This window comes from Bacillus sp. FSL E2-0195, from assembly GCF_038003645.1.
GTDB classification, from domain to species: domain Bacteria; phylum Bacillota; class Bacilli; order Bacillales; family Bacillaceae_G; genus Bacillus_A; species Bacillus_A mycoides.
Genome location: NZ_JBBOPN010000001.1, coordinates 3,168,513 through 3,194,715 on the forward strand (window position 1 = coordinate 3,168,513; position 26,203 = coordinate 3,194,715).

Below are 26,203 nucleotides of genomic sequence, written 5' to 3' on the forward strand. Positions count from 1 at the left end.
TATTTTCTTAGCTTGATAGCGATGTGGTGCTACCCCATGGCCATCAACTTAAAATCTTAAAGTACCCCCAAAACGGAATTTTATCTCTCTACAATTATTTATGTGAATTCAGCTCGTTTTTTCGTTTTGGGGGATAATTAGTTTTTTAACTTGATGGATATGTGGCGGTACCCCATGGCCATCAAGCTAAGTTTGTTTGAGGAGATGTACGAGACAGGTGTGAATTTAGGGGAATCCAATATTTTCTATTCAAATATGATAGAATAGAAGTATATCCAAAACGGAGGAACAACAAATGAACTCAAACACAAAACAGTTTATTTATGATATCCAGCAAAGAAAAAACAATTATATGGAAAATGTATTAAAGGCAATACAACACCCTAAAAAAGAGCAATCTGAACAGGTCATTCAAAATATAGTAGAGAAGATGGATATGATGATCAGTTTAGTTACTACTTACATGGTTATTGAATCAGAATCTATGAAAGAATTAAAAGAGCTTCAGGAAGAAATTATTCATGCGCAAGCATATATTCAAAAACGAAAATTTGAAGAAACACAGAGATAAAACCCTGTGTTTTTATTTGGTCGTCTATGACGCCAATCTATTATAAATCAAATTAAGGGATTAGGTACACTTACCATATTTTGTTCACTAAAGTCATTTCCCTCCAAACAACTCATTCTATAAGACTCCTTTCTAACTTACATTCTTTCTCTCACTATATGATATAAATCCTATAAATATGCTAGAAGGATAATTCATTATATGAACGAAAATAACATTTTAATAAGTTACGTTTTCTATTCCTAAATTACTAAAAAATTATTTATATACGATTCTTTTTTACTAGTTAATAGGTAATGATATAGGGATACTTTGCATGTACATCTAGGTTGTTCCTTTCAGGCTATGTATCATTTTAAATACGCCCTTTATTAGAATAGTGCTCATACTTTTTTTGAGATTCTTTCGTAATACGTGCGTTAAGTAAAATTGCTAACAACAAAAACACTCCATATGTTCCCCCTGTAGCTCCTATGATAACCACACTACTACAAACAAGTACAATTAGTAGGAGCAACGAAACTAAATAAATATGTTCATAGTTCTTTGACATCTTCTCGTATTTTATGCGTTCTTTCCTTGCATACATCTAAATTCCTCCTTTACATTATCCATTTCACTATCAAATAAATCTCGCCCTTAAAAGGGAAACAATATATCTTTTTAAATAATTAGCTTGTTTTTTTATCAACTAATTTATATAACGTAAAAAGAAATCCTACCAATATTAAGCTTTCCACCATGATAATCCCGACCCTCTCCTTCCGTTTTAACTCCAACACATCAGATAAAAGTAGCAAACAAAAAGGATCCTCCCTTCTTTTAAAGGCTGATCCTTTTCTTCATGCATTCAACTATTCTTGATTAATTAGAATAACAGCTGGTCCATCTACACGAATTCCACCAACTTCGATTTTTTCATAAGGCTCAACTGTAATAGAAATGACCCCTTCCCGCTTCTTTAATTCATTACTTAATTCTTTTGTTAACATTTTTTTCATGTGTGCACTCCTTCTTACTGCTTAATTTATTATTGTTATGTAAATGAAATTAAAAATGGTTTCCTGGTCTGGAAACCATTTTTTGTAGTTGACCATATGGTGTTACCAGTTCGTTTATCAATTTTACGTAAAGAAGAGATAAACAATTACCTATTCACTGTCTCAGTAGATGTAAGGAACTCTTAAAGAGATAGCGGTGAGATCGATTGTTTTTTCTTCTAGAAATAATGACTTAGATAATATATTACCTAAAACAATGAAAGCCCTACCTCTCTTTCATCCTTACGGATCCTTGTCCGTGCCAGTGTGAATCAGGATTTCAAAAATCAAGTGACTATTTGATCGCGTTATTTGGTGAAACTTCGAACGCTCGTAAAAGAAATTTAAAAATAAAAATGGATTAGATTGAAGTAATAACAAAAGAGGTTTCTACTCAAAAAGTGAGTTGAAGAAGTTGAATGTCTTTGAAATGATTTACTTTTAATAATAATCATATTCCCGAAAAATTCAGGATATTTTCGGGGTATGTAATACATTATCTATAATGAATCTTAACAGAAACTTTTTATTTGATTTTCAGTGATCCCTTTAATTAATCCTAGTTCACTAATCAAAAATTCATGTGCGTTATCCAACATTTTTTTTTCGCTTGTATTCAGTGCTTTTTCTTTCTTCATACGTATTAAATCACGTACAACTTCGGCACCTTCTTGTATTTCACCCGTTTTTATTTTGTCGGTGTTCACTTTATACCTTTGTTTCCACGGTAATAATCTATCTGATTCTCCATGCTGAAAAATGTGTATAATGTGTTTTAATGCAAGTATATCAGTAACTGGGCGTATACTCGAACTTAATATTTTCCCCATAGGAATCATGACTTGCATATTACTGATTGACATTTTTATAACATAATACTGTTGCTTTTTTCCTGAGAATTCTTTTTCTTCTATGGCTTCAATTATACCTGCTCCGTGCATTGGATAAACAATGTTATCGCCAATTTGAAACATATAATCCACCTCCATATATGGTAACCTTCTTAACCTTAACATATATGTTGTTTTTTATCAAATATTTTATAATATCATAAAATATTTTTGTAGTCAACTACTTTTTTGACAAAAATTAAATTAAGTAAAAAACACCCCCAAAACAATAGGGAGTGTGTCAGATTCCCCATAAAGGGAAGGGGAATTTCCCCACTTATATTCTGAAATCTCTACTCATTAACATAGATCAGTTTTCCCTTGAAAACGACCAAATCGCTCCGGTATTTTTTTCAATCTTGTGTGGTACTCCATAATCTCAATTCTTGCTTTTTCAGCTAGAGGTGCAATTGGTCGTAAGTCTTTTAAACCCCAATAATCAACCACTACATCAAGTACTGGATGTAATGGTCCATAATTCGCTTCTTTTGCAATCACAGCCATTCTATTTTCAAAATCAGGCATGACAGCACCTGGCATTTTAAAATTTCTAATTATATTGGCAATATGATAGCAATAGTTAAGTTCCAATTCCAAATGTGTTCAAATGACGTCTCGATAAAAAGCATAATGAAGGGTCTCATCTTTGGCAAGGCGGCGTAATAATGTAGCAAGATCTGGATCATGCTTACTTGCAATCTTAGCGACATTATTGTAAAACACCATCGTTGCAAGTTCTTGTAGTTATATAAAATAAAAGGGCCTCCTAGGGAATAGGTGGCCTTTTTACTTCAAAAAAAAGACTAGCAGTATATACTAGTCTTCTAAATGAGGTACCGCCACACCGCTATCAACCTAAGAAATCAATCACCCCCAAAACGAAAAAAACGAGTTGAATTCACATAAATAACTGTAAAAAAGTAAAAATTCCGTTTAGGGGGTACTTCAAGACCTTAGCATGATGGGCATGTATAGTGCCCCCTAATAAATAACCATGTTCCGCTTCCAACCATTATCAACACTAAATTCTGATTTTTAACTAGTCTTTTTTATCCGTAATTCTATATTTTGATATTTTGTTCCAAATCCTAAAGCAATAGCAGCTCCAATACAACTTGAAAGACAGCCAGCAAATAAATATACAGATAAATCTGATTCGCCAATTATCACAGAAGCTATTCCTCCAATTACGCCGAACTACTAAGCAAAAAATTGGCCACATCTATGCCAATTTCTTCTCCATACACTTCTGTTTTCAAGCGTATTCGTATTTTAGATTCACCGGCGTATCTTCTGTACCGTGGATAACCAAAGTAGGTATATTAATTTCTTTTAACTTCCCCTCATAAGAATCATCGCCTTTAAGAAGTGAGTGATTAAACATACTGAGTAGGTTAGTTGCTCGTTTTATTTCTTTTTCTACCTGCTTATAAGCCCTCTTCTCATCGAACTTATGCTTTGAACCACAGAGTAACACTGATCCTGTAACCAAGTAATTTGCAACAGATTCTTCATCCGACCAATTTAGTTTGGCCCCATTAGCATGGTAAGTGAGTATCTTCTCATCGATCGGAGGCAAATTCCGTTTGTTGTCTTCAGAGCCAAAAATACTTGATGCAATCAAAGTTATACTTAGAACTCGCTGAGGGTTCCTCAAGGCTACAATTTGAGCAATCATTCCACCCATTAGAAAAAGCAGGACAATAATATTAAATTGGCTTCCATTCGCAGGAGTTTAAGCCTTGTATTTATGACTATTTGGTTAAGCAATCGATATGTTTGCTGAAACGTCAATATATTTAAAAAAGGATCTCTCTTAATAAAGAGAGATCCTTTTCTTATTTCTTCTTTTCTGTCGGTTGGCTTTGTTTAGCGAAATTAGATGAATCATCGAAATTCGGTTGCTTTTTACCAGCATTATTACTTCTACCTTTTCCCATATGTAATGCACCTCCCCTCATCCTTACTATTCCCAATAAAAAATCCTCTTGCATCCAAGAGGATTTTTTATTGGGCTCTTATTAATAATGCCAAACTGTTCTCGTAGTACTTCCAACACTTCCCGTCCTGTCATAGCTTTTAACCATGGTGTTGATGGTGGCCATCATGCGTATAATTTGTCTTGGAGTTTTCCTTTAAACAATACCTAAGTTCGGTTTCAGTCTTCGATTGCTTGGTAGACCGTGGTCCAGAAGTCTTGGATAAGATGCGATGGGGCCGGAGTTGACATCCCAACCTGGGTGAACAGAATTCCAATAAACTGTTTGTCTGGATCAGCGTAAGCTGTAGTGCCAGTTCCGCCATCCCAGCCGAATTGACCGATAGACGCGTAGTCTCCAAGATAGGTACGCACCCCCATCCCAAAGCCCCAGCCACCTTGTATCCCTTGTCCAAACGACAAATGGACGTTGTTTTTGGCCAAATCGTCTCGGTATACTTGTTGTTCAGGAGTAAGACGGTTGGTGGTCATCAGCTGGACTGCGGGCCTAGACAGAATCCGTTTGGTTCCGTGCATCCCTTTGTTCAACAGCATCTGCAAATACGCGTGATAATCGTCGATGGTTGCGAGCAGCCCACCACCGCCTGCTTGAAATGCTGGAGGTTTGCTGTAACGTCCGCCTGTACCCTCATCCCACACGATGAACTCACCTGTCTGCGGATCTGGGTTGAAGGCAGGTGGAAGCCGGTCAATCTTGAGCTCAGGCACGTAGAAACCAGTGTCCTTCATTCCCAGTGGATCGAATATGCGTTCGCGCAGGAACGACTCGAATGTCTGACCCGTGACCCTGGCAACAAGAATGCCGAGCACTTCAATACTGATATGATACTGCCACCGCTCTCCGGGCTGGTAGCTTAGCGGAAGTGCACCTAGGCGACACATAAACTCATCTGGATCGGGCATATCCTGCCCTGGCGTGTCGAATATCCCACTCTCGAAGAACGCGTTCATGATCGGAGAACCCATCAACGTGAGATCCACTCCGAGACCGAATGTGGAGGTCAACAGGTCTCGTACAGTGATAGGACGCCGTGCTGGGACGGTTTCTTCCAGTGGACCATCGGGCTGTTTCAACACCTGCCGGTCAGCGAGTTCGGGCAGCCATTTGTCTACTGGGTCGTCTAAATGCAGTTTGCACTCGTCGAGCAGAACCATTACTGGTGAAACTGCGATCGGCTTGCTAGTGGACGCCAATCGAAAGATCGTGTCCCGACGCATTGGTGCGCCACCATCATGCCTCATTGTTCCAAACGCTTCGACGTGTGTCTCCCCGTTTCGGCTGACTAAGGCGACGAGCCCAGGAATCTTTCCAGAATCGACATGCTGCGCCAGTACATTGCGCATTTTGCGCAATCCTGTTTCAGAAAAGCCTTTATTGTTTTGTCCCATTTTGTTCTCCTTTAGTTTAGATTGAGATTTCTAATACATATTGACAATCAATTATTAGTTCTTCAAATAGAAAAATTCCCCTTTTTAATAATTTCGACAAAATGTATTTATGTATATGGAGGCATCATAAATCACTATCAACCTAAGATAAATTTATATCTATAATTCATAGAGAACGTTATTCTTTTTGTAGAAATATACAGAAAGGATGGCGATGTGTTGCTATCCCATTGTGGATTAAGTAGGAAGAGGTACTTTGAGGATAGTGCCTTTTCTTTATAAAAAATCCAAATGCTGATACATAATGAATTAATAAAGATAGGCTAATTTAAATTTATAGGGATTTAATAATAAGGAATGAAATCATTGAAAACATTCATGCAGCCATCAAAAAATATGATTATAAGATTTGCGAATTGATTATGATATATTTGAAAAACGCCGATATACTTTCAACTAAGTAAAAAAGCGCCCTGTAAACAGGGCGCTTCGAACGTATACGTTGCCTTTAATTATGATTAATATTAGCAGTTGGGTATAATGTTGTTCCTCCAATTGAAACCTTTATTTCATTTGTTAACGGAACATTTTGTTCATTAATAATTGTTCTCCACCATTCCCATGCAAGACCTGTACATTCTCTCGCTACGACTTTTACATTTTTTGAATTCGGTGGAAGTGGTATGACTGTAGAGAAATGAGCAGTTTTGTCTCTACCGCTTCCTTCCCAAGTTTTATGTGTTAGTACTTCTTTCCCATTTTGATCATATGAGAATTCATCCCAAGATACATCAAATTGAGCAACATATGCACCGTAATGATCAAGCGTCATTTTAGCACTTGAATATTCTGTAGTTGCAGTCTCAATATAATCTGTATTGTTATGAACAGCCGCAGTTGAATTATCTTTTAAGAAAGTGCTTGTATATGAAATTGGGTATACTGGATTTTTAAGACTTAATTCAACATTATCTTTAATGATATTTCGGATTTCATTGAAATCTTTAGTAACAACCTTGTTATGCTCTTTCGCATCTCCGCCTAATACTACAGCAGTAAAAGTACTTTCTTCAAAAATATCTTTGTACTGTCCATTCGTTTCGACGCTGTTATTCTTAAGTAAGGCTTTAAAAGCAGCTTGTACATCTTTGCTCTTAGATGTTGTTTCTAATTTTACATAAACAGTTCTACCATAAGCTACATTTGAGACCATAACAGGTGGGGCCGAATTACTTACACCTTTACGAGTTAACTCACCAAAAGTAACACTATTATCAAAAAGATCGGATGGATTGTTAGATAGTTCAGCACTTACGGTATAAAATATTTGCTTATATGCCGCTACCATCACTTTTTTCTCTCCATTTGCAACCGCATTAAAATCAATGTTTAGACTGTTATCAAGATATTTAGCGTTAACGTTAAGGGCACTTGCGATTTGTGATTTACTATAAACCATAGATTCTGTATACTGCATTCTTGCAGGTAACGTATGTGTTTTAGAATACTTTTCATTCCAAGTAGATACTAAATCGTCTACTGCTCCAGCCACATTACCATATGTCGGATTTTGGACAGTAATTGTATTTTCTTTTCTCATGCCAGGTAAGTCTATACTAATATTCAAAGGTTTTCTCTTAGCCACTAATAAACTAGGTTGATTATCTGCAAAAGCTTTATTTGCAAGTTGTACGGCTCCTGGATAAGTACGATTAGCCACAGAATCAATAATCGAAATATCGACTGGTGAAGTTGTAAGTGATTTTTTCTCACGTTCCACTACTACAAATTTACCATTTGAATTGATACTTTCTTTCGGAACAAAACTCTCTACTCTATCACCATTTACTGCTAAAATATCTCTACTATCATACTTTAAACTTGCTATGCCAGTATCAATGCCACTAGCATTTTTTGTTGCATCATTTGCATTACCTGTTTGTGTTTCCGCGAAGGAAATAGATGAATAATTAATAGTGCATAAACTAACTAATAAACATGTTAGAAATTTTATTCCTTTGTTGTTTTTCTTAATTTTCAAAAAATATCCCCTTCTGTTTTTCGTATTAAGGTATGATAATTATTTATAAATAATTGCCGAATAATAAACTTACATAAATACTTTTAAAAGTTCTTGAACTAATGGAATTACTCCACCTAAAAATTTCAAAACTGCCATTGCGATTTCCATATTATTTCCTCCTCTTTTGTTGTTGCTAAGATGTGATTTATCTTTATGTTTTTATTATAGTAAGCGCTTACATTATTATCAATACATTCTTATATATAATATTGCATATGAGAATGTAGCAGGTTCCCTTTGCATTGTTAATAAGAGTAGCATTAATCATATTTTCCATTCTCAGATAATGGTCTTCCTGGAAAACGTAAGTAAGCAATTTGTATGGCAAATCCTAATCTATTAGCGACTCCACGTTGTTTTTTTACTTTTTCAAATTAGAAGCACTCCATATTTAAACTGGTCTTTGAATCGTATATATTTTAAATCCATCCCAATAGAGTGTACTCTATGGATACAATTATAGTAGACTTATAAAATCTTAGTTAAGAGCGTCTCATAAGACTTAATCTCAAAAAAGGGGGTGATGTTTTGCGGAAAATCGGTTATATACATGTCAGTTCGACTAGCCAGAACCCTTCAAGGCAATTTCAGCAACTGAACGAAATTGGAATGGATATTATTTTTGAAGAAAAAGTTTCTGGAGCAACAAAGGATCGCGAGCAACTTCAAAAAATGTTTGAGGATTTACAGGAAGGTGACATTATTTATGTTACAAACTTAACTCGGATCACTCGTAACACACAGGATTTGTTTAAATTAATTGAGTTTATACGAGGTAAAAAAGCGAGCTTAAAATCACTAAAGGATACATAGCTAGATTTATCAGAAGATAATCGATACAGCCAGTTCTTAATTACTGTAATGGCTGGTGTTAACCAATTAGAGCGAGATCTTATTCGTATGCGACAACGTGAAGGGATTGAGTTTGCAAAAAAAGAAGGAAAGTTTAAAGGTCGTTTAAAGAAGTATCATGAAAATCACGCAGGAATGAATTATGCAGTAAAGCTATATAAAGAAGGAAATATGACTGTAAATCAACTTTGCGAAATTACGAATGTGTCTAGAGCTTCATATGCATGTGTACCCCTTCCCTCCTCACCCCATATATAATGAAAAGATGTAATAATTAACAGATAAGTAGAAATATATTATACAAACATTAGGTTGTCTATATAAAGAATAACATGCAAATAATTAAAGGGGGAATTTGTTCAAAATAAGTGAAATCATACACTTTAACTACAGGGAAAGACAATTCATGTTTTAAAACCTTTCAAACCATTCATTTTACCTCAAAACGAATTCAAGACATTTAGATACCTATAATGCGTTATAAACTAATATGATCCTTCATTTTTTTGTATAGATTCTATATTTTTGAAATCAATGTAAAAATATAGGAAAAATACCTTTCGTTTAAAGAAAGGATATTTTTTAATTGCTTATATGGTATGTTGATGCAATCTATATTGTCCCATTAATTGTTCCTCACCCATTTGAACAATTTGCTTAGTAATTTCTCCACCAACAGAACCATTAGCACGCGCAGATGTTTCTGGACCAAGTGTAATCCCTAGTTCACGAGCAAATTCACATTTCATCTGCTCGATTGCACTTGCAGCAGCGGAAATATGAATTTCATTATTATTGTTTTCGTGTCTTTGAATATTCATAATTACACCTCCATTTTATTCGTATATAACATGTGCGTAATTATGATATTTATACATAACACGATTCATTTCTGTCTCATATTCTGTCTAGTAAATTGCTTTTCTTTTTTATACTCGATTAGATGAATTTAGAACGCATCCGAATCTTTGATTCCTAAAACATTCATTTCTTCTTTAAATAAACGCCATGGCTCTACTATTATTGCTTTTTCACGACCATCCCTTAAGGTGAAAACTCTTAAATATCCAATCATACACTCTCCTAAATATTTAAATTCACATTTCATTTTTATTGCTATTGCTATACATATTTATAACCTTCAAATACAAAAACAATAAGTTCCCTACTGAATAAAGACCTAAATACAGATACCCCCTATTTACTTTAGGATACTTTTTAAATTTCATTCACTCATTAGAACAAAAAATTGATGGCTTCTCCACCAAAAGAATTATGCTTCTGTTTTTAAAGTAACTCCAAAGAAAGTAATATTGCGCTAAATACCACTTATATGTACGGTATATACAGATTTGAAATTCCGAATGATTTGTTACCTTATTTATAGGATCTAAGTGGAATTATAAAGTGGGCAATAGGGCCTTGTTCTGCGGTTCATCTTCAAATTCTACCTCCAATTTATAAAAGTAAGGGGATAATTATGAAAAAACAAGCAATCACTGTCATTTCAACCGCGTTAACGTGTTTTTTACTTTCTAATGTAGGACATGCTCAGGAAAAACCTAAGCAATATTACACCGTTTTATTAAAAGACCCATCAAAATTTGAGCAAGGCATCACTGAGATAAAAAAGGAGCATGGAGAAATTACTTATACTGTCCCGGAGATAGGACTCATTCAATTCAAAGGAGATACACAAATTTCTAAAAATCAATCTCCCTTATTTGAATCAGTTAATCCTTCTTTGCAAGTCGAAAAACCAGAGGTTCCTCATTCCATAAAAATGCCTAATTTATCAACTCTTTCAACAAAAACATTAGATACAAACCTACCTCCCTTATGGGATATGCAATGGGACATGAAGGAAATTACTCATAATGGAGAAAGTTATAAAAAAGAAACTGGCTCTCATAATGTGGTTGTTGGAATTATTGATTCGGGAGTCGATGTGGATCATCCTGACTTAGTAAAAAATCTTATTCCTGGATCTAAAAACTTCGTTCCAAAGGGAGGATTGAGAGGTACTGAACCTGAAGAGACAGGTGATATTAATAATATAAATGATATCAATGGCCATGGAACTCTCGTTTCAGGATCTATTGCTGCAAATGGGGAATTAAAAGGCGTGGCTCCTGATACGGGAATCAGAGCATATCGTGTATTTGGAAATAAATCAGCTGATGCAGCCTGGGTCATTAATGCCATCATCGAAGCAGCTAAGGATGATGTAGATGTTATCAACCTTAGTCTTGGTTCCTATTATGTAAATGGAAAAGTCTATGAAAATGGAAAACTTGTAGACAATGGATGGGCAGAAGTAGAAGGTTACAAACGTGCTATAGAATATGCCAATCAGCATGGTAGTGTAGTAGTAGCTTCTGCAGGAAATGATTCTGTAAACGTGGCTAATAAACAGGAGCTAAATAACTTTCTTAAACAAAAATATGAAAAAGAGGGGAAAATATTTACTGGTGTAGGAATAGAAGCACCTGGGGAATTACCAGGTGTAGTAACAGTATCATCAACCGGTCCAACCGGACAACGTTCTGTATTCTCTAATTACGGAGAAGGGGTCATTGACATATCTGCTCCAGGAGGAGATTATCGTTTATGGCAACAATATGGCGAAGAGGTATGGTGGAATACTGGTCTTTTCCGACAAGAGGAAGTACTGACAACTTTTAATACTGGAAGATACTTATTTGCCGCTGGTACATCAATGGCAGTTCCGAAAGTATCCGCTACACTAGCTCTAATTATCAATCACTATAATTTTAAAAATCAACCGAAAAGATCAATTTCACACCTTTACAAAAACGGAATAAAGAAAGATATAGCACCTGATAAAGCCTCTTGGGGGAACGGACAGCTGGACGTATATAATGCTATTAAATAATGAAAAGGAACTATGACAATTCATAGTTCCTTTTTTCGTTACTAAAAAGAGAATGTATCGTGAATGAAATGCATGCCCCTTGAATCTCATTATTTTCAGCATGAATTTCTCCACCGTGTTTTTTAACCAATTTTTCCACGATATACAAACCAAGTCCATGATGTAGTTGATTTGACCTTGAAAGGTCACCTTGGTAGAATTTACTAAATAAAAACGGAATATCTTTTGTATTAAATCCAACTCCAGAATCCGAGATAGAAAAAGACATAACGTCTTTTTTCACCTCCACTTGCACATCAATTCTTCCTTTTTTTGGAGTAAAACGAATGCTATTAGAAATAATATTCGTAAGAATTTGATGCAAACGATTCGGATCAAGTGCAAACTTAAGATTTTTTTCTTCTGATTTAATAAGTAAAGTATAGGTTAATTGTATATCTTCATTTTCTGCCAATTCCTTAAACTCTTCAAGCATTTCTGGAATCATTTCAGCTGGAGCTATATTACAAATCATAAGAGTGAAATCAGGGTTGTCCACTTCAGAGACTCTCCTCATTTCTTCTGTTAAATGCAATACTCTTTCTGTATTATTCTTAATTGTTTGCAAGTAGTGATGAATCCGTTTTTGATTATTTGGCATGGGTTCCATTAATACTTCTACATGAGACAAAATAATAGTTAACGGTGTTCGCAAATCATGTGCAATGGAAGCAACCATATCCCGACGTTCCTGTTCTAATTTCCATTGAACATACAATGAATTTTTTAATTCTTCCTTCATACTATTGAAAGAATCAATTAATATACCTATTTCATTTTCACTTTCATATTTTATTTCAAAGTCTAAATCCTTGTTTTTAATTTTTTGTGAGGCCATTATTACCTCTTTGATAGGTTTATTCAACTGTTTTCCTAAACGCTTAGCTAATAAATAAGAATAAAGCGTTAAAAATATAAAAGGAACAAGAAAAGCAATAATAAATACATATTCTATGTAATAATCAATAGATGCAGCTAATATGTATCGTACAGCAAGCACACCAACTAGTTTACCATTACTTATAATTGGAATGTATTTTGTAATTAGTTTACCATTTTGAGTAGATGTATTTATTTTATGATACACTTCTTTATCATTTTTCAATAATTCATCGCTCAATGTACCATATAATCTATTTCCATTCGTATTCATAACTTGATAAGTAATTCCTTGCATTGGAATCACTTTCTCTAGTTTTTTTTGATAGGATAAATCTACTATTTTATCCCCATTCATTTCTACAAATTTTTCAATGCTGGGCACTTGTTTTTCATAATGGTTGGCAGGTAAAACAGATTTTTCATTATAAATAAAAAGAAAAGAGTATATTAAAATTAACGTACAAACCGTACTGACAATACTTAAAAATATTACAGCTGCAAATGTTAGAATAAATTGGTTTTTCAACGATAATTTTTTTAACATTAACATTTCTCCAACTTATAGCCAACTCCCCATACGGTTTTAATATGGTAAGTTGACATACCTAAACTTAACTTAGCTCTTAAGTTATTAATATGTACTATTATTGTATTGAGATCCCCAACTGCATCCAGCCCCCAAATTTTTTCATAAATTTGTTCCTTAGAAAAGATTTGTCCTAGATTTACCGTTAAAAGCTCTAATATTTTAAACTCTTTACTCGTTACATCTATTTTTACTCCATCAATGAAAACATCATGCTGTGAATAGTTAATGGTCAAGTTTCCTAAGAAACGTTGATTTTGCAAGTTTACACGTTCTCTTTTCTCACGCCTCAAGTGGGCCTCAACACGTGCAATTAGCTCCTTAACTTGGAATGGTTTTGTAATATAGTCATCTCCACCTAAAGTAAAGCCTTTTACTTTATCTATTTCTGAATGTTTAGCACTCAAAAATAGAATCGGGCATTTTATTTGTTCACGAACGACCTTACAAAATTCAAAACCGTCCATTTTAGGCATCATAATATCTAAAATGACTAAATCAACTTGTGTTTTTAAATGATCTAGCGCTTGTTCTCCATTGTAGGCCTTGAGAACTTTATAATCACGATCAGAGAATATATCAGAGAGTACATCTACAATTTCTGACTCATCATCTACAACAAGAATCGTTCCATTCATAAAAAAACACTCCTTTCTAGTTTAGATTAAAAATCTTATTATTTTTTAAAATATATTTTCTTGTTAATTAATATTCTTTTCATGAACAACTTTTTTATAGTAATAGTGGTTTGAAATGAAGAAAAATATTAATTGGAAGACTAAGAAAATAAAAAATATTAATATTATTGAGTAAATTTTAATTCCTCCCAATATATTTTGCAAGGCGTAGATTGCTATAAATAGATTTATCCCCCCCAGAATAATTGGTACAAAGAAAATTATAGCAATTTGAACCCTTAATGTTTTTTTTATTTCATTGAAATTCAAACCGATTTTTCTTAAAGAGTGAAATATTTTTCTATCATTAGATATATCTTCATATAACTTAAACCAAAGAAGACTGGATAAAGCAATTAACAAGATAAAACCGATAAATAATGCTATTATCCATAAAACTGAAGTTAATTGAACTGTATTTTCATAATGTAGAAGACGAACACTGGACTGTTCCTTTATCTCTAAAGGGAGTGTCTCAAATAATTTTTTTAGTGCACTATAACCCTTATTATTTTCCTTGAAATCTAATGTGTAAAATGAAACATGTTGAGTAGGTAATGATCCCTTCTCTAATTCATTAAAAGTATCTGCTGGTACAAAAGCTACATTATCTATCCGAGATACCGAGTTAATCGCCTGTTTTTCGACCATATTTTTTACTATCAATTCTGTATTACCGTTATTTGTTTGGATATGCAACTTATCGATATTCTCATTTTTTTTACTAAATAACAGGTTATCTTTTTTTGTTTCTGTCCAGTCCTTTATAAAGAATGAATCTGTTTGTAGTATAAAGGTTTTACCTTCTCCCTTTGATGAATTCAGTAATATACCTTCCCATTTTTTCTTATGAAATCCCTCAACCTCTCCTTTGAAGTTTTTCTCTAAAGCAGATTCTAGTGTATTCTCTTGTTTTTTATCAACAATAAATATAGCTGGCTGTGGGTGGCTATTTCGCATTCTTTGATCATTCAACTCTGAATATAAATATATGGAGCTGATTAATATCATTATCATTGATAAGAGTATTGAAACAAGGAAGATAATTTTAGCATTATAATAAAGTTTTTTCCTTAGACTTATAAATATTAGCATTCGAATGCCATTTAAATGCTTTTTTTCTTTATTGATTAAATAGGATACAGTTCCTACTAATCCGTGCGAACAAAAAAGGTACGTTCCTAATAATAAAAGAGCAGCTACAGGTAGAAAAGAGAATAATAGTACGGGTAAAGATGCATTAAGGATAAAAACATAAGAAATAACCAAAATTAACAGGGAAATAATGAATTTCTTCTTTGAAAACCTAGGTAAATCCTTTGGTTTTCTTGTCTCTTGAAATAATTCCAAAACAGAAATGCGTCCGATTTTATAATAACTACGCAATGAAACAAAAAAGAACAGAACTCCAAACAAAATAACTGTAAAAAAGGTAGCAATTGGAGAGAAGAAATAGGAAAATGACTCGCTTAAGAAGAGAGATTTCCCGATGAAATCAAAAAAGCTTTTGGATAGTACTATACCAATCATAATCCCAATTAAGATAGAAATTGCTCCAATTATCGAATTTTCTAAAACTATGATAATAAATAATTGTTTTTTTGAAGCTCCGAATGTTTTCCAAATACCAATTTCCTTTTTCCGTTCAGTAAGAAAATGGTCATAAGAATATGAAATGAAAAAGCATGAAAATAGCAAGATGATGAATTCACACGCAATTAACAGTTGCTCTATTCCAGAAACTTTTGGATATGAAAGAAATGCTGCGTACATATAAAAAATTGTAACTGATAGAATACAACTTACAAGATACACTATATACAGTGAAAGATTGCGAGTTATATTTTTAAGTGCGAGTGAAAATATTGACATCATTCTCCCCCACTTCCTTAGAGATATAGAGTAGTATACGTTGATTGAAACTGAATTGCTTTTCTTCATGGGAACGTTGCATCTCATGAACAATCTTGCCATCTTTCAAAAATATGACCCTGTTGCAAAAACTAGCAGCTACAGAGTCGTGAGTTACCATTAAGATTGTTGATTTATGTGTTTCATTCAATGTTTTTAGTATATTCAATACATCATAAGCAGATTTTGAATCTAGATTTCCCGTCGGTTCATCAGCAAATAACAGATAAGGATCGTTAATTAACGAACGAATAATAGCAGCTCTTTGCTGTTGTCCCCCAGAGATTTCATAGGGATACTTTGGCAAAAGCGGTTCAATATTTAGTTCATTCACTAATGTTTCGAGTTTATCCCTAACACCCTTTTTGCTCCCCATTCTTAAAGCTGCGGGTAGAAGAATATTTTCTTCAATTGTTAAGTGATCTAACAAATTGTAATTTTGAAAAATAAAACCAATATTTTCGCGACGATAATTGCTTAATTGATCACTATTCATATTAGTTAAATTCTGTCCCTTAATTGTAATTTCTCCATTTGAAGGAAAATCAAGAGAGGAAAGCACATTTAAAAGTGTAGACTTTCCACTCCCTGAAGGTCCCATAATCCCTACAAAATCTCCTTCATGAACAGTTAAGTTGACATTATTTAAAACTGGATATTCTTGGAAATTAGTTTTATAAACTTTCTCAATTCCTTTAGCTTCTAACATAATCATGGTAAACCTCCCTTCTATCCTTTTATTAACATGTAAATTCTTTTTTATTCCAAATGCTTATACAAACGCTAACACTAATAATCATGATACCTAGAATCAGGACGTATAAACTGTTACTTCCTGTGCTGAGAGCATGGAAGATACTTTGAACGGATAATAAAAAGAACGATAACTGACTTATGTACAAGCAGCCGATGTAAATTCCAATCAGAAGGAAAAAGCTAATAACTGCATTTGAAATTATGATACTTATTAAACTAGCAATAGCTAAACCACACATTTGAATAATAAAAAACAATCCATATACTTGTACCGTATAGAATATTGCTTCTATAGAGGTCTTTTGTTGACCGTAGAAAGTAAAAGCATCATCTGCTTTAAAAAACACCAACCCAAGTACTATGCCAATAAAAAGAACAACAAATAAGTAGAGTAATACCATTACAGAAAGAGAAAACCATTTTGACATAAGAAAGGTTAATCGTTGAAAAGGCCTAATTAAAAATAGACGATATGCTCCTGAGTTGTATTCTACATTTAAGCTATTCAAGAAACATACAGGCATGAAAATCAAAGTAATTAAGAAAGAAGATTCCTTTAATAAAAACCATGAAAAATTCCAAGAATTTAGTGGCACTTGTTGCCCATCATTATAAATCCCAACCCCATAGTACTTCAAAAACCAAGCTTGAAGAAAAACAATAACAGTAAAAATCCCCAACATCCATTTACTTTTTTTCTGATTCCATAGTCGTTCCCATTCACTTATAACTAATGCTTTCAATTGAACTCCCTCCTAGTTTTCAAATAAAATAATCTCTTTTCACAAATGACAAGTATGCGAACATTCCAAATAAGAAAATATAAATCGCTTCCACTATAACAATGTAAATGTTTATACTATTACTTGATGAAAGTAGAAATGCTATACCTGTATGCTGAATTTTAACGATTGACATGTACATAAGATGTAGTACAGTATTAGCGCTAATTATCGTTTGGCTAGAGAATTCTAAAATCTGTGGAATTGCAATAGCAAAGAAAATAAAGGCCACCCCTGATCCAAGAGTGATCATCGTACTTCTACTTAACGCCCCTATTAATGTAAATACAGAAACAATACAAATCATAGTAATGAAACATGCAAAGAAATACTTTAAGTTATATAGTATCGCCCCTGCAATAGAAACCTTGGTTTCATCTATAAATGTTATTAATGTATCTACTTTTGGAAAGAATAAATAGCCTGCTATGGAATTAAAAATCCAAAACAAAGTTAAATATAGGAACATGGTAGTTAATATAGTAGCAAGCTTAGCTACAAAAAGTTGTGAGGTAGAAAATGGACGAATCAAAATCATTCTTAATTGTCCATTTTCTACTTCATGCGCTATAACAGTAGAAATCAGTATTATAGCGATAATATTAAACGAAACCACAAGATGCTCAGAAATACTTATTATAGGAAAATTTAAAGCAGTAACGTAATCTGGTCTTCCAGGAGAAGTATGTTGATTCCAGTTTAGATAATATTTAACTGACGCAACTACCATTAAAGGTAAGAAAAACAAGATTATCCAAGTTATTTTTTGCGTCCAAAGCCTTTCAAATTCAGAAATAAAAAGCCCCCTCATGATGTCATCATCTCCACAAACACATCTTCCAACCTTTTTGTTGGATCTGTAATTAACTCTTCTTTCCTTCCTTGGGTGATAAGCTTTCCATTTCTAATTATGACAAGGCGGTCACACATTTGCTGAATTTCATCTAGTAAATGGCTTGAAATAAAAAAGGTTAAATTTTTCTTTTCACGAAGTTCAAGAATTAATTCCCTTAGCTCTCTCATGCCCATAGGATCCAGACCATTGGCTGGCTCATCTAATAAAATAACATCTGGATCACCTAGAAGAGCTTGTGCAATCCCGAGTCGCTGTCTCATTCCTAATGAATAATTTTTAATTTTCACATCTGCATCGTCAGTTAACCTTACAATAGATAGTATTGCTTCTACTTGTTCCAATTGTTCTTTTCGAGAAAGAGCAGGGTATAATCTCGCTAAATTTTGTAGCATTTTTCTACCCGTCATATACGGGAAGAATATTGGTGATTCGATAATTGCGCCCATATTCATCAAAGCCTGTTGTCTATTTTGATTTACATCTTGACCACTTATTTTTATGACTCCTTTTGTCGGGCGAATTAATCCTGTAAACATACGCATAACAGTTGTTTTTCCTGCCCCATTCGGCCCCAGAAAACCACAAATATCTCCTTTATATATTTTAGTTGAAAAATCATTTACTATTGTCTTGCCACCTACAGTTTTTGTTAAGTGATTTGCTTCTAAAACTATTTCATTATTCATATAAAATCCCTCCTTATGGACTAATATAGAAGACAAATATTAAAAAAAAATAAAGAAAAGAAAAAAAATAAAGAAAAGAATAAAGAAAAGAATAAAGAAAAGAAAAAAGAAAAGAAAAAAGAAAAGAAAAAAGAAAAGAAAAAAGAAAAGAAAAAAGAAAAGAAAAAAGAAAAGAAAAAAGAAAAGAAAAAAACTCACAAAAATGTGAGTTTTAGTGCATTTCAACCGTTTCATGTACAGTTACTGACTTTCTTTTCTCAAATTCCTTAAAGAGTATATGCAATACTTCTTGATTATTAGGTAAAACATAGTTCGGTTTCAAAGACATAGTCGCAATTTCAAAAGCTGTTGTTTTCAAAGGCGGAATCACTATATGATCATATCCTTTTAAAAGTTTAACATTATTCTGAACTACTTTTTTCTCCCACATTAATTTGTTCATATTAGGAAAAAAGAGAACTGGTTTATCATGAGCAAGAATGACTGTACTTAATAAATCATCAGCTAAACCATGAGCTACTTTTGAAATAGTATTTCCTGTAGCTGGTAATACCATTAGTAAGTCTGCCCATCTAGCCAATTCCACATGACCTGGTTTACCACTTAGGGTAAGTTCCTCATCGATAAATACCTCATTACAATATAATTTCACGGTTTCTGCAGGGATAAGTTTTATTGCACTTTTTGTCATGATAACCTTTACTTCACTAAAATTCGCTTTCAATATAGCTAAATATTGAAAAATTCCAGCTACTGCAATAGAGCCGCTTACTCCTACTAATATTTTCTTAGAATTAAGCAATTGATTCATTTGGTTCATACTGTAACATCCTCTCAATTCTTGATTAGGAAATTAGAAATACTCCGTCCCACCATGGTTCCTCTACTGCGCTTAGACTTAATAATGTTAAAAGTACACCACTTACACCTTCCAATAGTCCTACCTTGTTTAGCTCGTTTGAAGTCTGCTCATTGGATTGTAAGTCTTTAAAGCCAAATGGTGCTTGAGGATCATATGCATCCATTACATAATCTATTAATTTTGTAATGGATTGCATCGATATTTCCCCATCTTCATCTTTTGCCATCCTAATAGACATTTGTAATAATCCCGCTCTTCCATGACAAAATGTTGGAGAAGATAAATCCCATTCTTCCTCACTTTGCAAAAGTGTATCTTGATAAGAACTTAATGCAATTTTCATGGCCTTCTGATCCTTCAAGGATCTCCCAGCCAGATAGAGAGCTCTTGCTACTCCTGGATTTCCATAGCACCAGCCTTTTCGCTTCGGATACACGTGGTATGATTGGTCATTGACCACTTCTTTAAAACTAAGCCTCGCAGGCCACGAACCTTCATCTTGCCATTTTATTAGCCAATCTATCATTTTACGAATCGCTTGCTTTTGTCCAGGAACTTCAATTCCTTGTTCGATAGCCAACGCCATCAAGGAAAGTGGGCCAGGCATTCCATGAGCATGGCCGCAATTGAAATTCCCATCCGGAAATAGTATCTTATCTGTTTCCAAAAACTGATTGGTGTACGGTACGTACCAACCAGGTAGAACTTCTCCATTCACCTCAATGTCATTAGACATATTAATAAAACAATTGAGAATTTGTTTGAGTGCTTCCAAATTTGATTCAAGTTGAATATTTTGCAGTAAATAACGCCCTACTCCAGTAGCACCTTGGATTGTATCGTACATAAATGGATGAACACCACATTCTTCTTTCCCGTAGTTCAATACAAGATGTAACTGCGAAAGTACAAATTCATTTAACTTTTGTAAAAATATATGATATCTTTCATAGTTACGCGAAGCATACGATGTCGCATACGCAATACCAGAAACACCGCCAAACATAGAAATACTATTCACACCTTGTTTTTCTATTGCCTTTTGTATTTCTACCAAGTGACTATGTGCAATAAGATCCCATCCCTCTTTTGGAAACTGTCGATCTAATTCTGCAAATAACATTATAGTACCTGGATAACCATGGGATAAAGTAATGGGGTCCCATGGATGAAGTGTTCCTCCATTTGGTATATTATCAGGCTCCATAACAATTTTTTCTACATACATCGGATCCTTTAATTGCTCTGCTATATCACGAACTAACTTTAATGCTTTATTTCTTTTTTCAATACTAATTCCCTGTAACCAAAATGACTTTTTTTCTGTAGTTAATTGCATATTTTTCTCCTCTCTAATTAAACATTCACTTGAATTTTGGAATAATCTATAAAATTTTTAGCTTGTAACTCAAATAGTCTTGCGTATATTCCTTTTATCTTTAATAGTTCATTATGAGTACCTAGTTCCACGACTCTACCTTTATCGAGGACCATAATTTTTGTAGCATGCCTTACAGTTGAATACCGATGGGATATAAAGAGCCCCATACAATTCTTTGTAATTTCTTTAAAATCTCTAAAAACCTCTTCTTCTGCTTCTGGATCTAATGCGGCAGTAGGTTCATCTAGAATATATAGGCTCGCATCCCTCATGTATGCTCTTGAAATGGCGATTCTTTGCCATTGCCCTCCAGATAACTGAATTCCGTTCGCAAAAGTTTTCCCAAGTTGTGTATCCATTTGGTTAGGCAAACTATTAATCATCTTTAATGCTCCAGATTTTTTAGCAGCAGCTTGTATAGCCATTACTTGATCGGCTTTTTTATAGTCACCATAGCCAATATTATCTTTAACATCTAGTTCATATCTAACAAAGTCTTGGAAAATAGCACTAATCTTATCCTGCCATTCGTTTGTACTGTATTGATGAATGGGTTTTCCATCTAATAGAATAATCCCTTCAAAGTCCGTATAAAGTTTTGTAATTAACTTTACAATCGTAGATTTACCCGAACCATTAGATCCGACAAGAGCCAATGTTTCACCTGGTTTTATGTGAAAATTCACTTTTTTTAATGTATACTCTTTTTGACCAGGATACTTAAAAGAGACATTTATAAATCGAATACCTTTTTCCTCAAAAGAGATGCTATCTAAATAAGTATTGTCTCCATTATTTGAAACATCCCTTTCTTCAGGAACGTCCAAAAATGAGAATAGTTGAGTCATATAAAGATTGTTTTGGTGCATATTAAAAATCATATACATTAATTCATTAGATGTTTTTTGTGTAGTATTTACAGCTTGAAAATAAGCGATAAGACTTCCAATAGCAATAATCCCTGTTACAGCATCCATAACCACCATAAACTGCACAAACATTACAAAAGCCACGCTGATTAATTGAAAAAACAGGTCAATCCTCATCTTTTTTAAAAGCAGACGTCTATCTTGCAGATAAAATCGATTGAACATATTTGAATAATTTTTTAGAAGTAAATTGCCCAATCCAAATAATTTCACTTCTTTTACTGTGATGTCTGTCGTTAGCAAATAGTAGTAGTAAAATTGTTTTCTTGTTTCTTCGGCACGCTTATGACTAATTAAAAAAATTTCTTTTCCAATTTTCATGATTGACCAGGAAGAGATTAGTGGTAATAGAATTAAAATTAGGGTAAACTGCCAGTTCCAAATCATTAAGATACCAGAAATAGAAATCACAGTTATTCCACTTTTTATAATCCCCATAAGTTCTTCAAAAATAGCAAATGGTTTATATGTGGAATCTTGGCGCGCCCTTTGAAGTTTGTTGTAAATTTCTGGGTTCTCGAAACTGGAATAAGGTAATCTTTTTGCTTTTTCTATTAATTTTACATTGATTTTATTAGAAAGAAGATTTCGGTAAAGCTGTTTATATGTTTCCAAAACTGATCCTGTAACACCCGTTAAAATTGTAACTAGTGCAAAGGCTATAAAAAACGGTAAAACATGAGTAAAATAATCATCCTTGTACCCATTCTGGTAGATGTTTTGTACTGTATTAACAAGGTATTGGATTGTCAAAATCAATGCTGCAGGTAATAATCCATTTACAAAATTTAAGGTAAGCACACAGAAGAAATATCCTCTGTGCGTTTCCCATAAAAGTTTAAATAAACCAGGCCAATAATGAAAAGACTTTAAAATATTTGAAAATGATAGTTTCTCATCTTCAGGTGTGTGATTGAGTATCTGTTTCATTCTGATTCCTCCAATATCGCTGGCTTGATAAGATATGCCGCGTAAAGGCAAGTGCTTTTTTTTCTAGTTCCCGATTAGCTCCCAATAGTCGATTACAATGCATATGAATAATTGCTCCCATAATTGTTTGTTGTTTATTCCAGAGCTTGTCTTCATTTTTATATTTTTGAATACTGGAAAAATATTCTTTTAATGATTCTCTCCGAACTAATAGACTTTTATAAATCTCTAGTCCAATTGATGAATTGTAATTACGTAAATTATTCCAATCACCTTCAGGATTTCCAATGTTATTTAATAATTTTCTCATTGGTCTAAATTCATCCATGAATTCATATTTATCTGTATTTCTTTCAATAGTTTCCAATTGTTGTTCATAAGTTAAACCAAAATTCTCCATAATCTCAATTATGTTTAAGGATGCCAGTGCATGTACTGGCAGTTCAGCTTGTTGTCCGATCACATTAAGAAGCATTGTTACTGACCTACTATCGTAATGGAAGAAATTCTCGGCCAATTCTATCAGATACGGACCACCATATCGCTCTATTTCTCGTTCATACGTATCAATCGTCATTTTATGAATAAATCCAGAGTTCATTAAATTATTTGCCCAATCCCTTAAATGAGTAAGAACAGATGCATTCAACTTCTTGGGATCTCCATAAAATCGCAAACGAATATGAGCATCTGGATCACGATATCGCATGAAGAACCATGATTGAGCCAAACCATTTTGTACAATATTATTAGCAAATGATGTCATATATTTTGAAATAAATTCATTCTCTCTTGCTTGTGGAACATAGAGCTTAACATATAGCCATTCACTTCCGGGCAAACGATAAATCATTTTCTCACTAACCATCTCTTTTTTTCCGTCTTCAACAGCTCCTAAACTCTTCCTTTTAGCGACATCGTTCATTTTTTTCAACGGAAATACAACTTCCATTGCATGACTACCCAGCGGGCTGCTAAGGCAATTTTTATTGATGTCATGTAATGATTCTCTCAACTGTAATCTACCCTGCTTAAAAAGTTCATTCTTTAATTCTCGAAGATGAAGAATATTTTCAAGATCAATTAAAATCCTATTGTCACTATACGTCATAAATACATAGCGTGGAACAGCCCATTTCACTCTCCATTTTTCAAATAGGATTAAAAATTCATCATCACTTTTAGGTTTATTTTTCATACCAATAGTTTCTCTATTTAACTTCCAAATTGCAGGAGACAGAATGATATTTTTGTAACGAATCCTTGGATAATAAGGTGAAGATGTCATATTACCCCAATTGAATGTTCTCCAGTGGTCTAAATCATTTAGGGAAACTTCTCTCATAAAGCGATAAATATTAGGGCCACTTTGGTAATTTAGTACATTACCAGCTACCACTTTAATTCTTTTCCCAAATTTTTTAGATTTCAGATAAAAGTTTTCTAATGATGCTCCAACGACAATATCATCAATTGGAATTTGCAAAGTATCTTCATCTCCATTTGTTCCAAGAGTTACAGTTACTTCTCTTGTAGTTTTTCCAATTGCCACATTCGCTGAACGGCCAGTTGCCGGAAGAAAACTTCCCTCTACCATAACGATATCATTATTAAATTGATGGTCAATCTCCGCTTCTTGTTGCTGAATTTCACGTCTAACATTTGGATCTAAGATATCTAAAAATCGACCAAATGTGCTTCCTGCTGCATGAGATCCTGGATTTGGGCTTAGGCATAAATTATACTTTCCATTGTCTAATTCCTCTTGCGAAGTAGCATACAATTCTCCATATACTTCAAATGAATCTGGAGCGTATCGAGTATCTTTTTCTATTCCAATTCTGCTAATTATTTCATCAGTAATTTCAATTTCTTTTTGCTGATTATGAATAGCTTCAATAAGCATATATGATAATTGGACATTACGTTCTTCATCTAAAGGCGGCGTAAAATTTTCTCCATCCCTATTTCCTTTTGGATTTTTATATGTCGCGGGTGCTCCAAGCCCTAATTCCTCACTTAAAAGTTCTACCAATGGAACTTCCCTAGTTGTTCCGTATTTTTCTAAAAATTCAATATGATATTTTTGGAGATGAGGAAATCCAACTCCGCTATCGGCTATGCTCCATAACACTTGAGCTGCTTTACTAACATCATTTGCTACGTTTTTTCCTATAGCTAAATCATGCATATTTAAAGCGAAATCTACTTGAAGAGGCGTTGAAACTTCATAAATCCCCTTCATTAATAGGATAAGATCGTTGTATATAGAAAGCCCCTTTCCAAGCTGTAATTGGTCATAAACAAGTATTAAATCTTTTACCTTCAGTAAATCTTCCCATATTTGATCTTCACCAACTCTTACTTTTAACTTGTCAATCACATAATCAAATGGGGAGTCATATGTAAGTGGCGGTCTTAGCTCAGTTATAAGGTATTCTTGCTCTACCAACTGGAGAATAAAGTTTTCCATTACCTTTATATCTGTGCCTGGATAGTCATTATTCAACTTTTGGAGAAGCTCTTTCACTGTAATATGTGTTTCAGCTAAATCTAAAACTTTCTTAACAACTTCACTATATGTAATTGAAATATTTTCTTTTTTCTCCATATCTTTCTTACGAAGTTGTCCACATTCAGTTGAAAAAGGTAAATATAGGCGGTTTCCGACACGATAAGTAGCATGATTTTTACTAACCATTAAAAATTGGAGAATACAAGGATTTTTTTCAAGTGATGAAACCACTCCCAATAACCATTCCATATCAGGCCGAGTTCTTTTCTTAAATTGTTCAAAATGGCTCATTTCAAGTAAAGATTTTTCTTTAAACTCTCCGGATGCTACCCCGGAAAAAGCTCCAAAAGGTGTTGGGCGTGTTGTCATTCTTAACATATATCGTAATACAGAAGATATTACTTGTTGTGTTTTCCTATTACTTAAATCACCATGTATATATTTAAGAGATTCAAGCAATGAAGGACTTGCAATGGCAATGGCTTCCTTAATGTAATCCATTTCTGCATATTCCCTTAATTTTTCAATCAATAATTCTTGATCCTTAATTTGATATAGTGCGTTAAATGGTAAAAACGGGGATCTAATCATAAAAAATGGTAGAGGTTCAAATATATTATTACATGCGGTTTTATTTGATGTATGAATAGTCTTCCTTTTTTCTGTAATCATTTGGAATCTTCCCTTCTGT

Annotated in this window: 20 protein-coding genes and 5 pseudogenes; 3 read left to right on the forward strand and 22 right to left on the reverse strand. The window is 33.6% G+C overall.

Annotation, left to right across the window (positions count from 1 at the left end):
- Positions 1-295 precede the first annotated feature (295 nt).
- The gene (locus MHH59_RS16285) at positions 296-571 is read left to right on the forward strand and encodes a hypothetical protein (RefSeq protein WP_002165394.1); all 276 of its coding nucleotides are present in this window, start codon (positions 296-298) and stop codon (positions 569-571) included.
- Between the two features lie 355 nt (positions 572-926).
- Here MHH59_RS16285 and MHH59_RS16290 read toward each other — a convergent pair whose 3' ends face one another.
- The 9 genes and pseudogenes from MHH59_RS16290 to MHH59_RS30875 form a co-directional block, all read right to left on the reverse strand.
- Positions 927-1,160: a hypothetical protein gene (locus MHH59_RS16290; RefSeq protein WP_078178947.1), complete on the reverse strand. Its 234-nt coding sequence runs from the start codon at positions 1,158-1,160 to the stop codon at positions 927-929.
- A gap of 265 nt (positions 1,161-1,425) precedes the next feature.
- Positions 1,426-1,572: a BC1881 family protein gene (locus MHH59_RS16295; protein WP_000738549.1), complete on the reverse strand. Its 147-nt coding sequence runs from the start codon at positions 1,570-1,572 to the stop codon at positions 1,426-1,428.
- A 551-nt stretch (positions 1,573-2,123) separates the two neighbouring features.
- Positions 2,124-2,585 (reverse strand): CarD family transcriptional regulator, encoded by a 462-nt coding sequence (locus MHH59_RS16300; protein ID WP_002131165.1) that lies wholly within the window; start codon positions 2,583-2,585, stop codon positions 2,124-2,126.
- Between the two features lie 216 nt (positions 2,586-2,801).
- Positions 2,802-3,245 (reverse strand): annotated as a pseudogene (locus tag MHH59_RS16305) (acyl-ACP desaturase); the annotation flags it as partial.
- 291 nt (positions 3,246-3,536) lie between these two features.
- Positions 3,537-3,698: pseudogene (locus tag MHH59_RS16310) on the reverse strand (DMT family transporter); the annotation flags it as partial.
- Positions 3,699-3,762: 64 nt separating this feature from the next.
- Positions 3,763-4,188 (reverse strand): annotated as a pseudogene (locus MHH59_RS16315) (alpha/beta fold hydrolase); the annotation flags it as partial.
- Positions 4,189-4,659: 471 nt separating this feature from the next.
- Complete coding sequence (locus MHH59_RS16320) at positions 4,660-5,889, reverse strand: serine hydrolase domain-containing protein (protein ID WP_078178980.1); 1,230 nt, start codon at positions 5,887-5,889, stop codon at positions 4,660-4,662.
- A 508-nt stretch (positions 5,890-6,397) separates the two neighbouring features.
- Positions 6,398-7,930: a thiol-activated cytolysin family protein gene (locus tag MHH59_RS16325; RefSeq protein ID WP_147740309.1), complete on the reverse strand. Its 1,533-nt coding sequence runs from the start codon at positions 7,928-7,930 to the stop codon at positions 6,398-6,400.
- Between the two features lie 311 nt (positions 7,931-8,241).
- A pseudogene (locus MHH59_RS30875) lies at positions 8,242-8,337 on the reverse strand (DUF4158 domain-containing protein); the annotation flags it as partial.
- Between the two features lie 163 nt (positions 8,338-8,500).
- Between MHH59_RS30875 and MHH59_RS16330 the strand changes: the two are divergent.
- Positions 8,501-9,082: pseudogene (locus tag MHH59_RS16330) on the forward strand (recombinase family protein).
- A gap of 332 nt (positions 9,083-9,414) precedes the next feature.
- Here the strand turns inward: MHH59_RS16330 and MHH59_RS16335 are convergent.
- Together MHH59_RS16335 and MHH59_RS16340 are read right to left on the reverse strand one after the other, a co-directional pair.
- On the reverse strand, positions 9,415-9,645 hold the full coding sequence (locus MHH59_RS16335; protein ID WP_002128181.1) for an alpha/beta-type small acid-soluble spore protein: 231 nt from the start codon (positions 9,643-9,645) through the stop codon (positions 9,415-9,417).
- Positions 9,646-9,773: 128 nt separating this feature from the next.
- Positions 9,774-9,899, reverse strand: coding sequence for a hypothetical protein (locus MHH59_RS16340; protein WP_255449116.1), 126 nt, complete (start codon positions 9,897-9,899; stop codon positions 9,774-9,776).
- Positions 9,900-10,304: 405 nt separating this feature from the next.
- Here MHH59_RS16340 and MHH59_RS16345 point away from each other — a divergent pair, with 405 nt between their 5' ends.
- On the forward strand, positions 10,305-11,720 hold the full coding sequence (locus tag MHH59_RS16345; RefSeq protein WP_002128184.1) for a S8 family peptidase: 1,416 nt from the start codon (positions 10,305-10,307) through the stop codon (positions 11,718-11,720).
- Positions 11,721-11,730: 10 nt separating this feature from the next.
- On the opposite strand, the gene MHH59_RS16350 is transcribed toward MHH59_RS16345, so the two are convergent.
- The 11 genes from MHH59_RS16350 to MHH59_RS16400 form a co-directional block, all read right to left on the reverse strand.
- Positions 11,731-13,185 carry a sensor histidine kinase gene (locus MHH59_RS16350; RefSeq protein ID WP_002128187.1) on the reverse strand — a complete coding sequence of 485 codons (1,455 nt, stop codon included), beginning with the start codon at positions 13,183-13,185 and terminating at the stop codon, positions 11,731-11,733.
- Positions 13,185-13,865, reverse strand: a complete 681-nt coding sequence (locus MHH59_RS16355; RefSeq protein WP_001014563.1) for a response regulator transcription factor — start codon at positions 13,863-13,865, stop codon at positions 13,185-13,187. The genes MHH59_RS16350 and MHH59_RS16355 overlap by 1 nt, the downstream gene beginning before the upstream one ends.
- Positions 13,866-13,928: 63 nt before the next feature.
- Positions 13,929-15,776, reverse strand: a complete 1,848-nt coding sequence (locus tag MHH59_RS16360; protein WP_002128190.1) for an FtsX-like permease family protein — start codon at positions 15,774-15,776, stop codon at positions 13,929-13,931.
- On the reverse strand, positions 15,751-16,530 hold the full coding sequence (locus MHH59_RS16365; protein WP_002128192.1) for an ABC transporter ATP-binding protein: 780 nt from the start codon (positions 16,528-16,530) through the stop codon (positions 15,751-15,753). Before MHH59_RS16365 ends, MHH59_RS16360 begins: the two co-directional genes overlap by 26 nt.
- A gap of 25 nt (positions 16,531-16,555) precedes the next feature.
- Complete coding sequence (locus MHH59_RS16370) at positions 16,556-17,314, reverse strand: ABC transporter permease (RefSeq protein WP_002128193.1); 759 nt, start codon at positions 17,312-17,314, stop codon at positions 16,556-16,558.
- Positions 17,315-17,333: 19 nt separating this feature from the next.
- Complete coding sequence (locus MHH59_RS16375; RefSeq protein WP_002128195.1) at positions 17,334-18,164, reverse strand: ABC transporter permease; 831 nt, start codon at positions 18,162-18,164, stop codon at positions 17,334-17,336.
- Positions 18,161-18,895 carry an ABC transporter ATP-binding protein gene (locus MHH59_RS16380; protein ID WP_001058380.1) on the reverse strand — a complete coding sequence of 245 codons (735 nt, stop codon included), beginning with the start codon at positions 18,893-18,895 and terminating at the stop codon, positions 18,161-18,163. The genes MHH59_RS16375 and MHH59_RS16380 overlap by 4 nt, the downstream gene beginning before the upstream one ends.
- Positions 18,896-19,106: 211 nt before the next feature.
- On the reverse strand, positions 19,107-19,715 hold the full coding sequence (locus MHH59_RS16385; RefSeq protein ID WP_078178949.1) for a flavoprotein: 609 nt from the start codon (positions 19,713-19,715) through the stop codon (positions 19,107-19,109).
- Between the two features lie 25 nt (positions 19,716-19,740).
- Positions 19,741-21,096 carry a lanthionine synthetase C family protein gene (locus MHH59_RS16390; RefSeq protein WP_002167992.1) on the reverse strand — a complete coding sequence of 452 codons (1,356 nt, stop codon included), beginning with the start codon at positions 21,094-21,096 and terminating at the stop codon, positions 19,741-19,743.
- 17 nt (positions 21,097-21,113) lie between these two features.
- Positions 21,114-22,997, reverse strand: coding sequence for an ABC transporter ATP-binding protein (locus tag MHH59_RS16395; RefSeq protein ID WP_002128199.1), 1,884 nt, complete (start codon positions 22,995-22,997; stop codon positions 21,114-21,116).
- On the reverse strand, positions 22,969-26,184 hold the full coding sequence (locus tag MHH59_RS16400; RefSeq protein WP_002185394.1) for a lantibiotic dehydratase: 3,216 nt from the start codon (positions 26,182-26,184) through the stop codon (positions 22,969-22,971). The genes MHH59_RS16395 and MHH59_RS16400 overlap by 29 nt, the downstream gene beginning before the upstream one ends.
- Positions 26,185-26,203 lie beyond the last annotated feature (19 nt).

Bases quoted from the DNA above. Each gene is read 5' to 3' on its own strand.
- MHH59_RS16390 (WP_002167992.1), bottom strand. From the start codon at position 21,096: ATGCAATTAACTACAGAAAAAAAGTCATTTTGGTTACAGGGAATTAGT.
- MHH59_RS16375 (WP_002128195.1), bottom strand. From the start codon at position 18,164: ATGAGGGGGCTTTTTATTTCTGAATTTGAAAGGCTTTGGACGCAAAAA.
- MHH59_RS16355 (WP_001014563.1), bottom strand. From the start codon at position 13,865: ATGAATGGAACGATTCTTGTTGTAGATGATGAGTCAGAAATTGTAGAT.
- MHH59_RS16290 (WP_078178947.1), bottom strand. From the start codon at position 1,160: ATGTATGCAAGGAAAGAACGCATAAAATACGAGAAGATGTCAAAGAAC.
- MHH59_RS16320 (WP_078178980.1), bottom strand. From the start codon at position 5,889: ATGGGACAAAACAATAAAGGCTTTTCTGAAACAGGATTGCGCAAAATG.
- MHH59_RS16300 (WP_002131165.1), bottom strand. From the start codon at position 2,585: ATGTTTCAAATTGGCGATAACATTGTTTATCCAATGCACGGAGCAGGT.
- MHH59_RS16395 (WP_002128199.1), bottom strand. From the start codon at position 22,997: ATGAAACAGATACTCAATCACACACCTGAAGATGAGAAACTATCATTT.
- MHH59_RS16295 (WP_000738549.1), bottom strand. From the start codon at position 1,572: ATGAAAAAAATGTTAACAAAAGAATTAAGTAATGAATTAAAGAAGCGG.
- MHH59_RS16400 (WP_002185394.1), bottom strand. From the start codon at position 26,184: ATGATTACAGAAAAAAGGAAGACTATTCATACATCAAATAAAACCGCA.
- MHH59_RS16360 (WP_002128190.1), bottom strand. From the start codon at position 15,776: ATGTCAATATTTTCACTCGCACTTAAAAATATAACTCGCAATCTTTCA.
- MHH59_RS16340 (WP_255449116.1), bottom strand. From the start codon at position 9,899: ATGATTGGATATTTAAGAGTTTTCACCTTAAGGGATGGTCGTGAAAAA.
- MHH59_RS16335 (WP_002128181.1), bottom strand. From the start codon at position 9,645: ATGAATATTCAAAGACACGAAAACAATAATAATGAAATTCATATTTCC.
- MHH59_RS16350 (WP_002128187.1), bottom strand. From the start codon at position 13,185: ATGTTAAAAAAATTATCGTTGAAAAACCAATTTATTCTAACATTTGCA.
- MHH59_RS16285 (WP_002165394.1), top strand. From the start codon at position 296: ATGAACTCAAACACAAAACAGTTTATTTATGATATCCAGCAAAGAAAA.
- MHH59_RS16385 (WP_078178949.1), bottom strand. From the start codon at position 19,715: ATGAACCAAATGAATCAATTGCTTAATTCTAAGAAAATATTAGTAGGA.
- MHH59_RS16380 (WP_001058380.1), bottom strand. From the start codon at position 18,895: ATGAATAATGAAATAGTTTTAGAAGCAAATCACTTAACAAAAACTGTA.
- MHH59_RS16345 (WP_002128184.1), top strand. From the start codon at position 10,305: ATGAAAAAACAAGCAATCACTGTCATTTCAACCGCGTTAACGTGTTTT.
- MHH59_RS16365 (WP_002128192.1), bottom strand. From the start codon at position 16,530: ATGATTATGTTAGAAGCTAAAGGAATTGAGAAAGTTTATAAAACTAAT.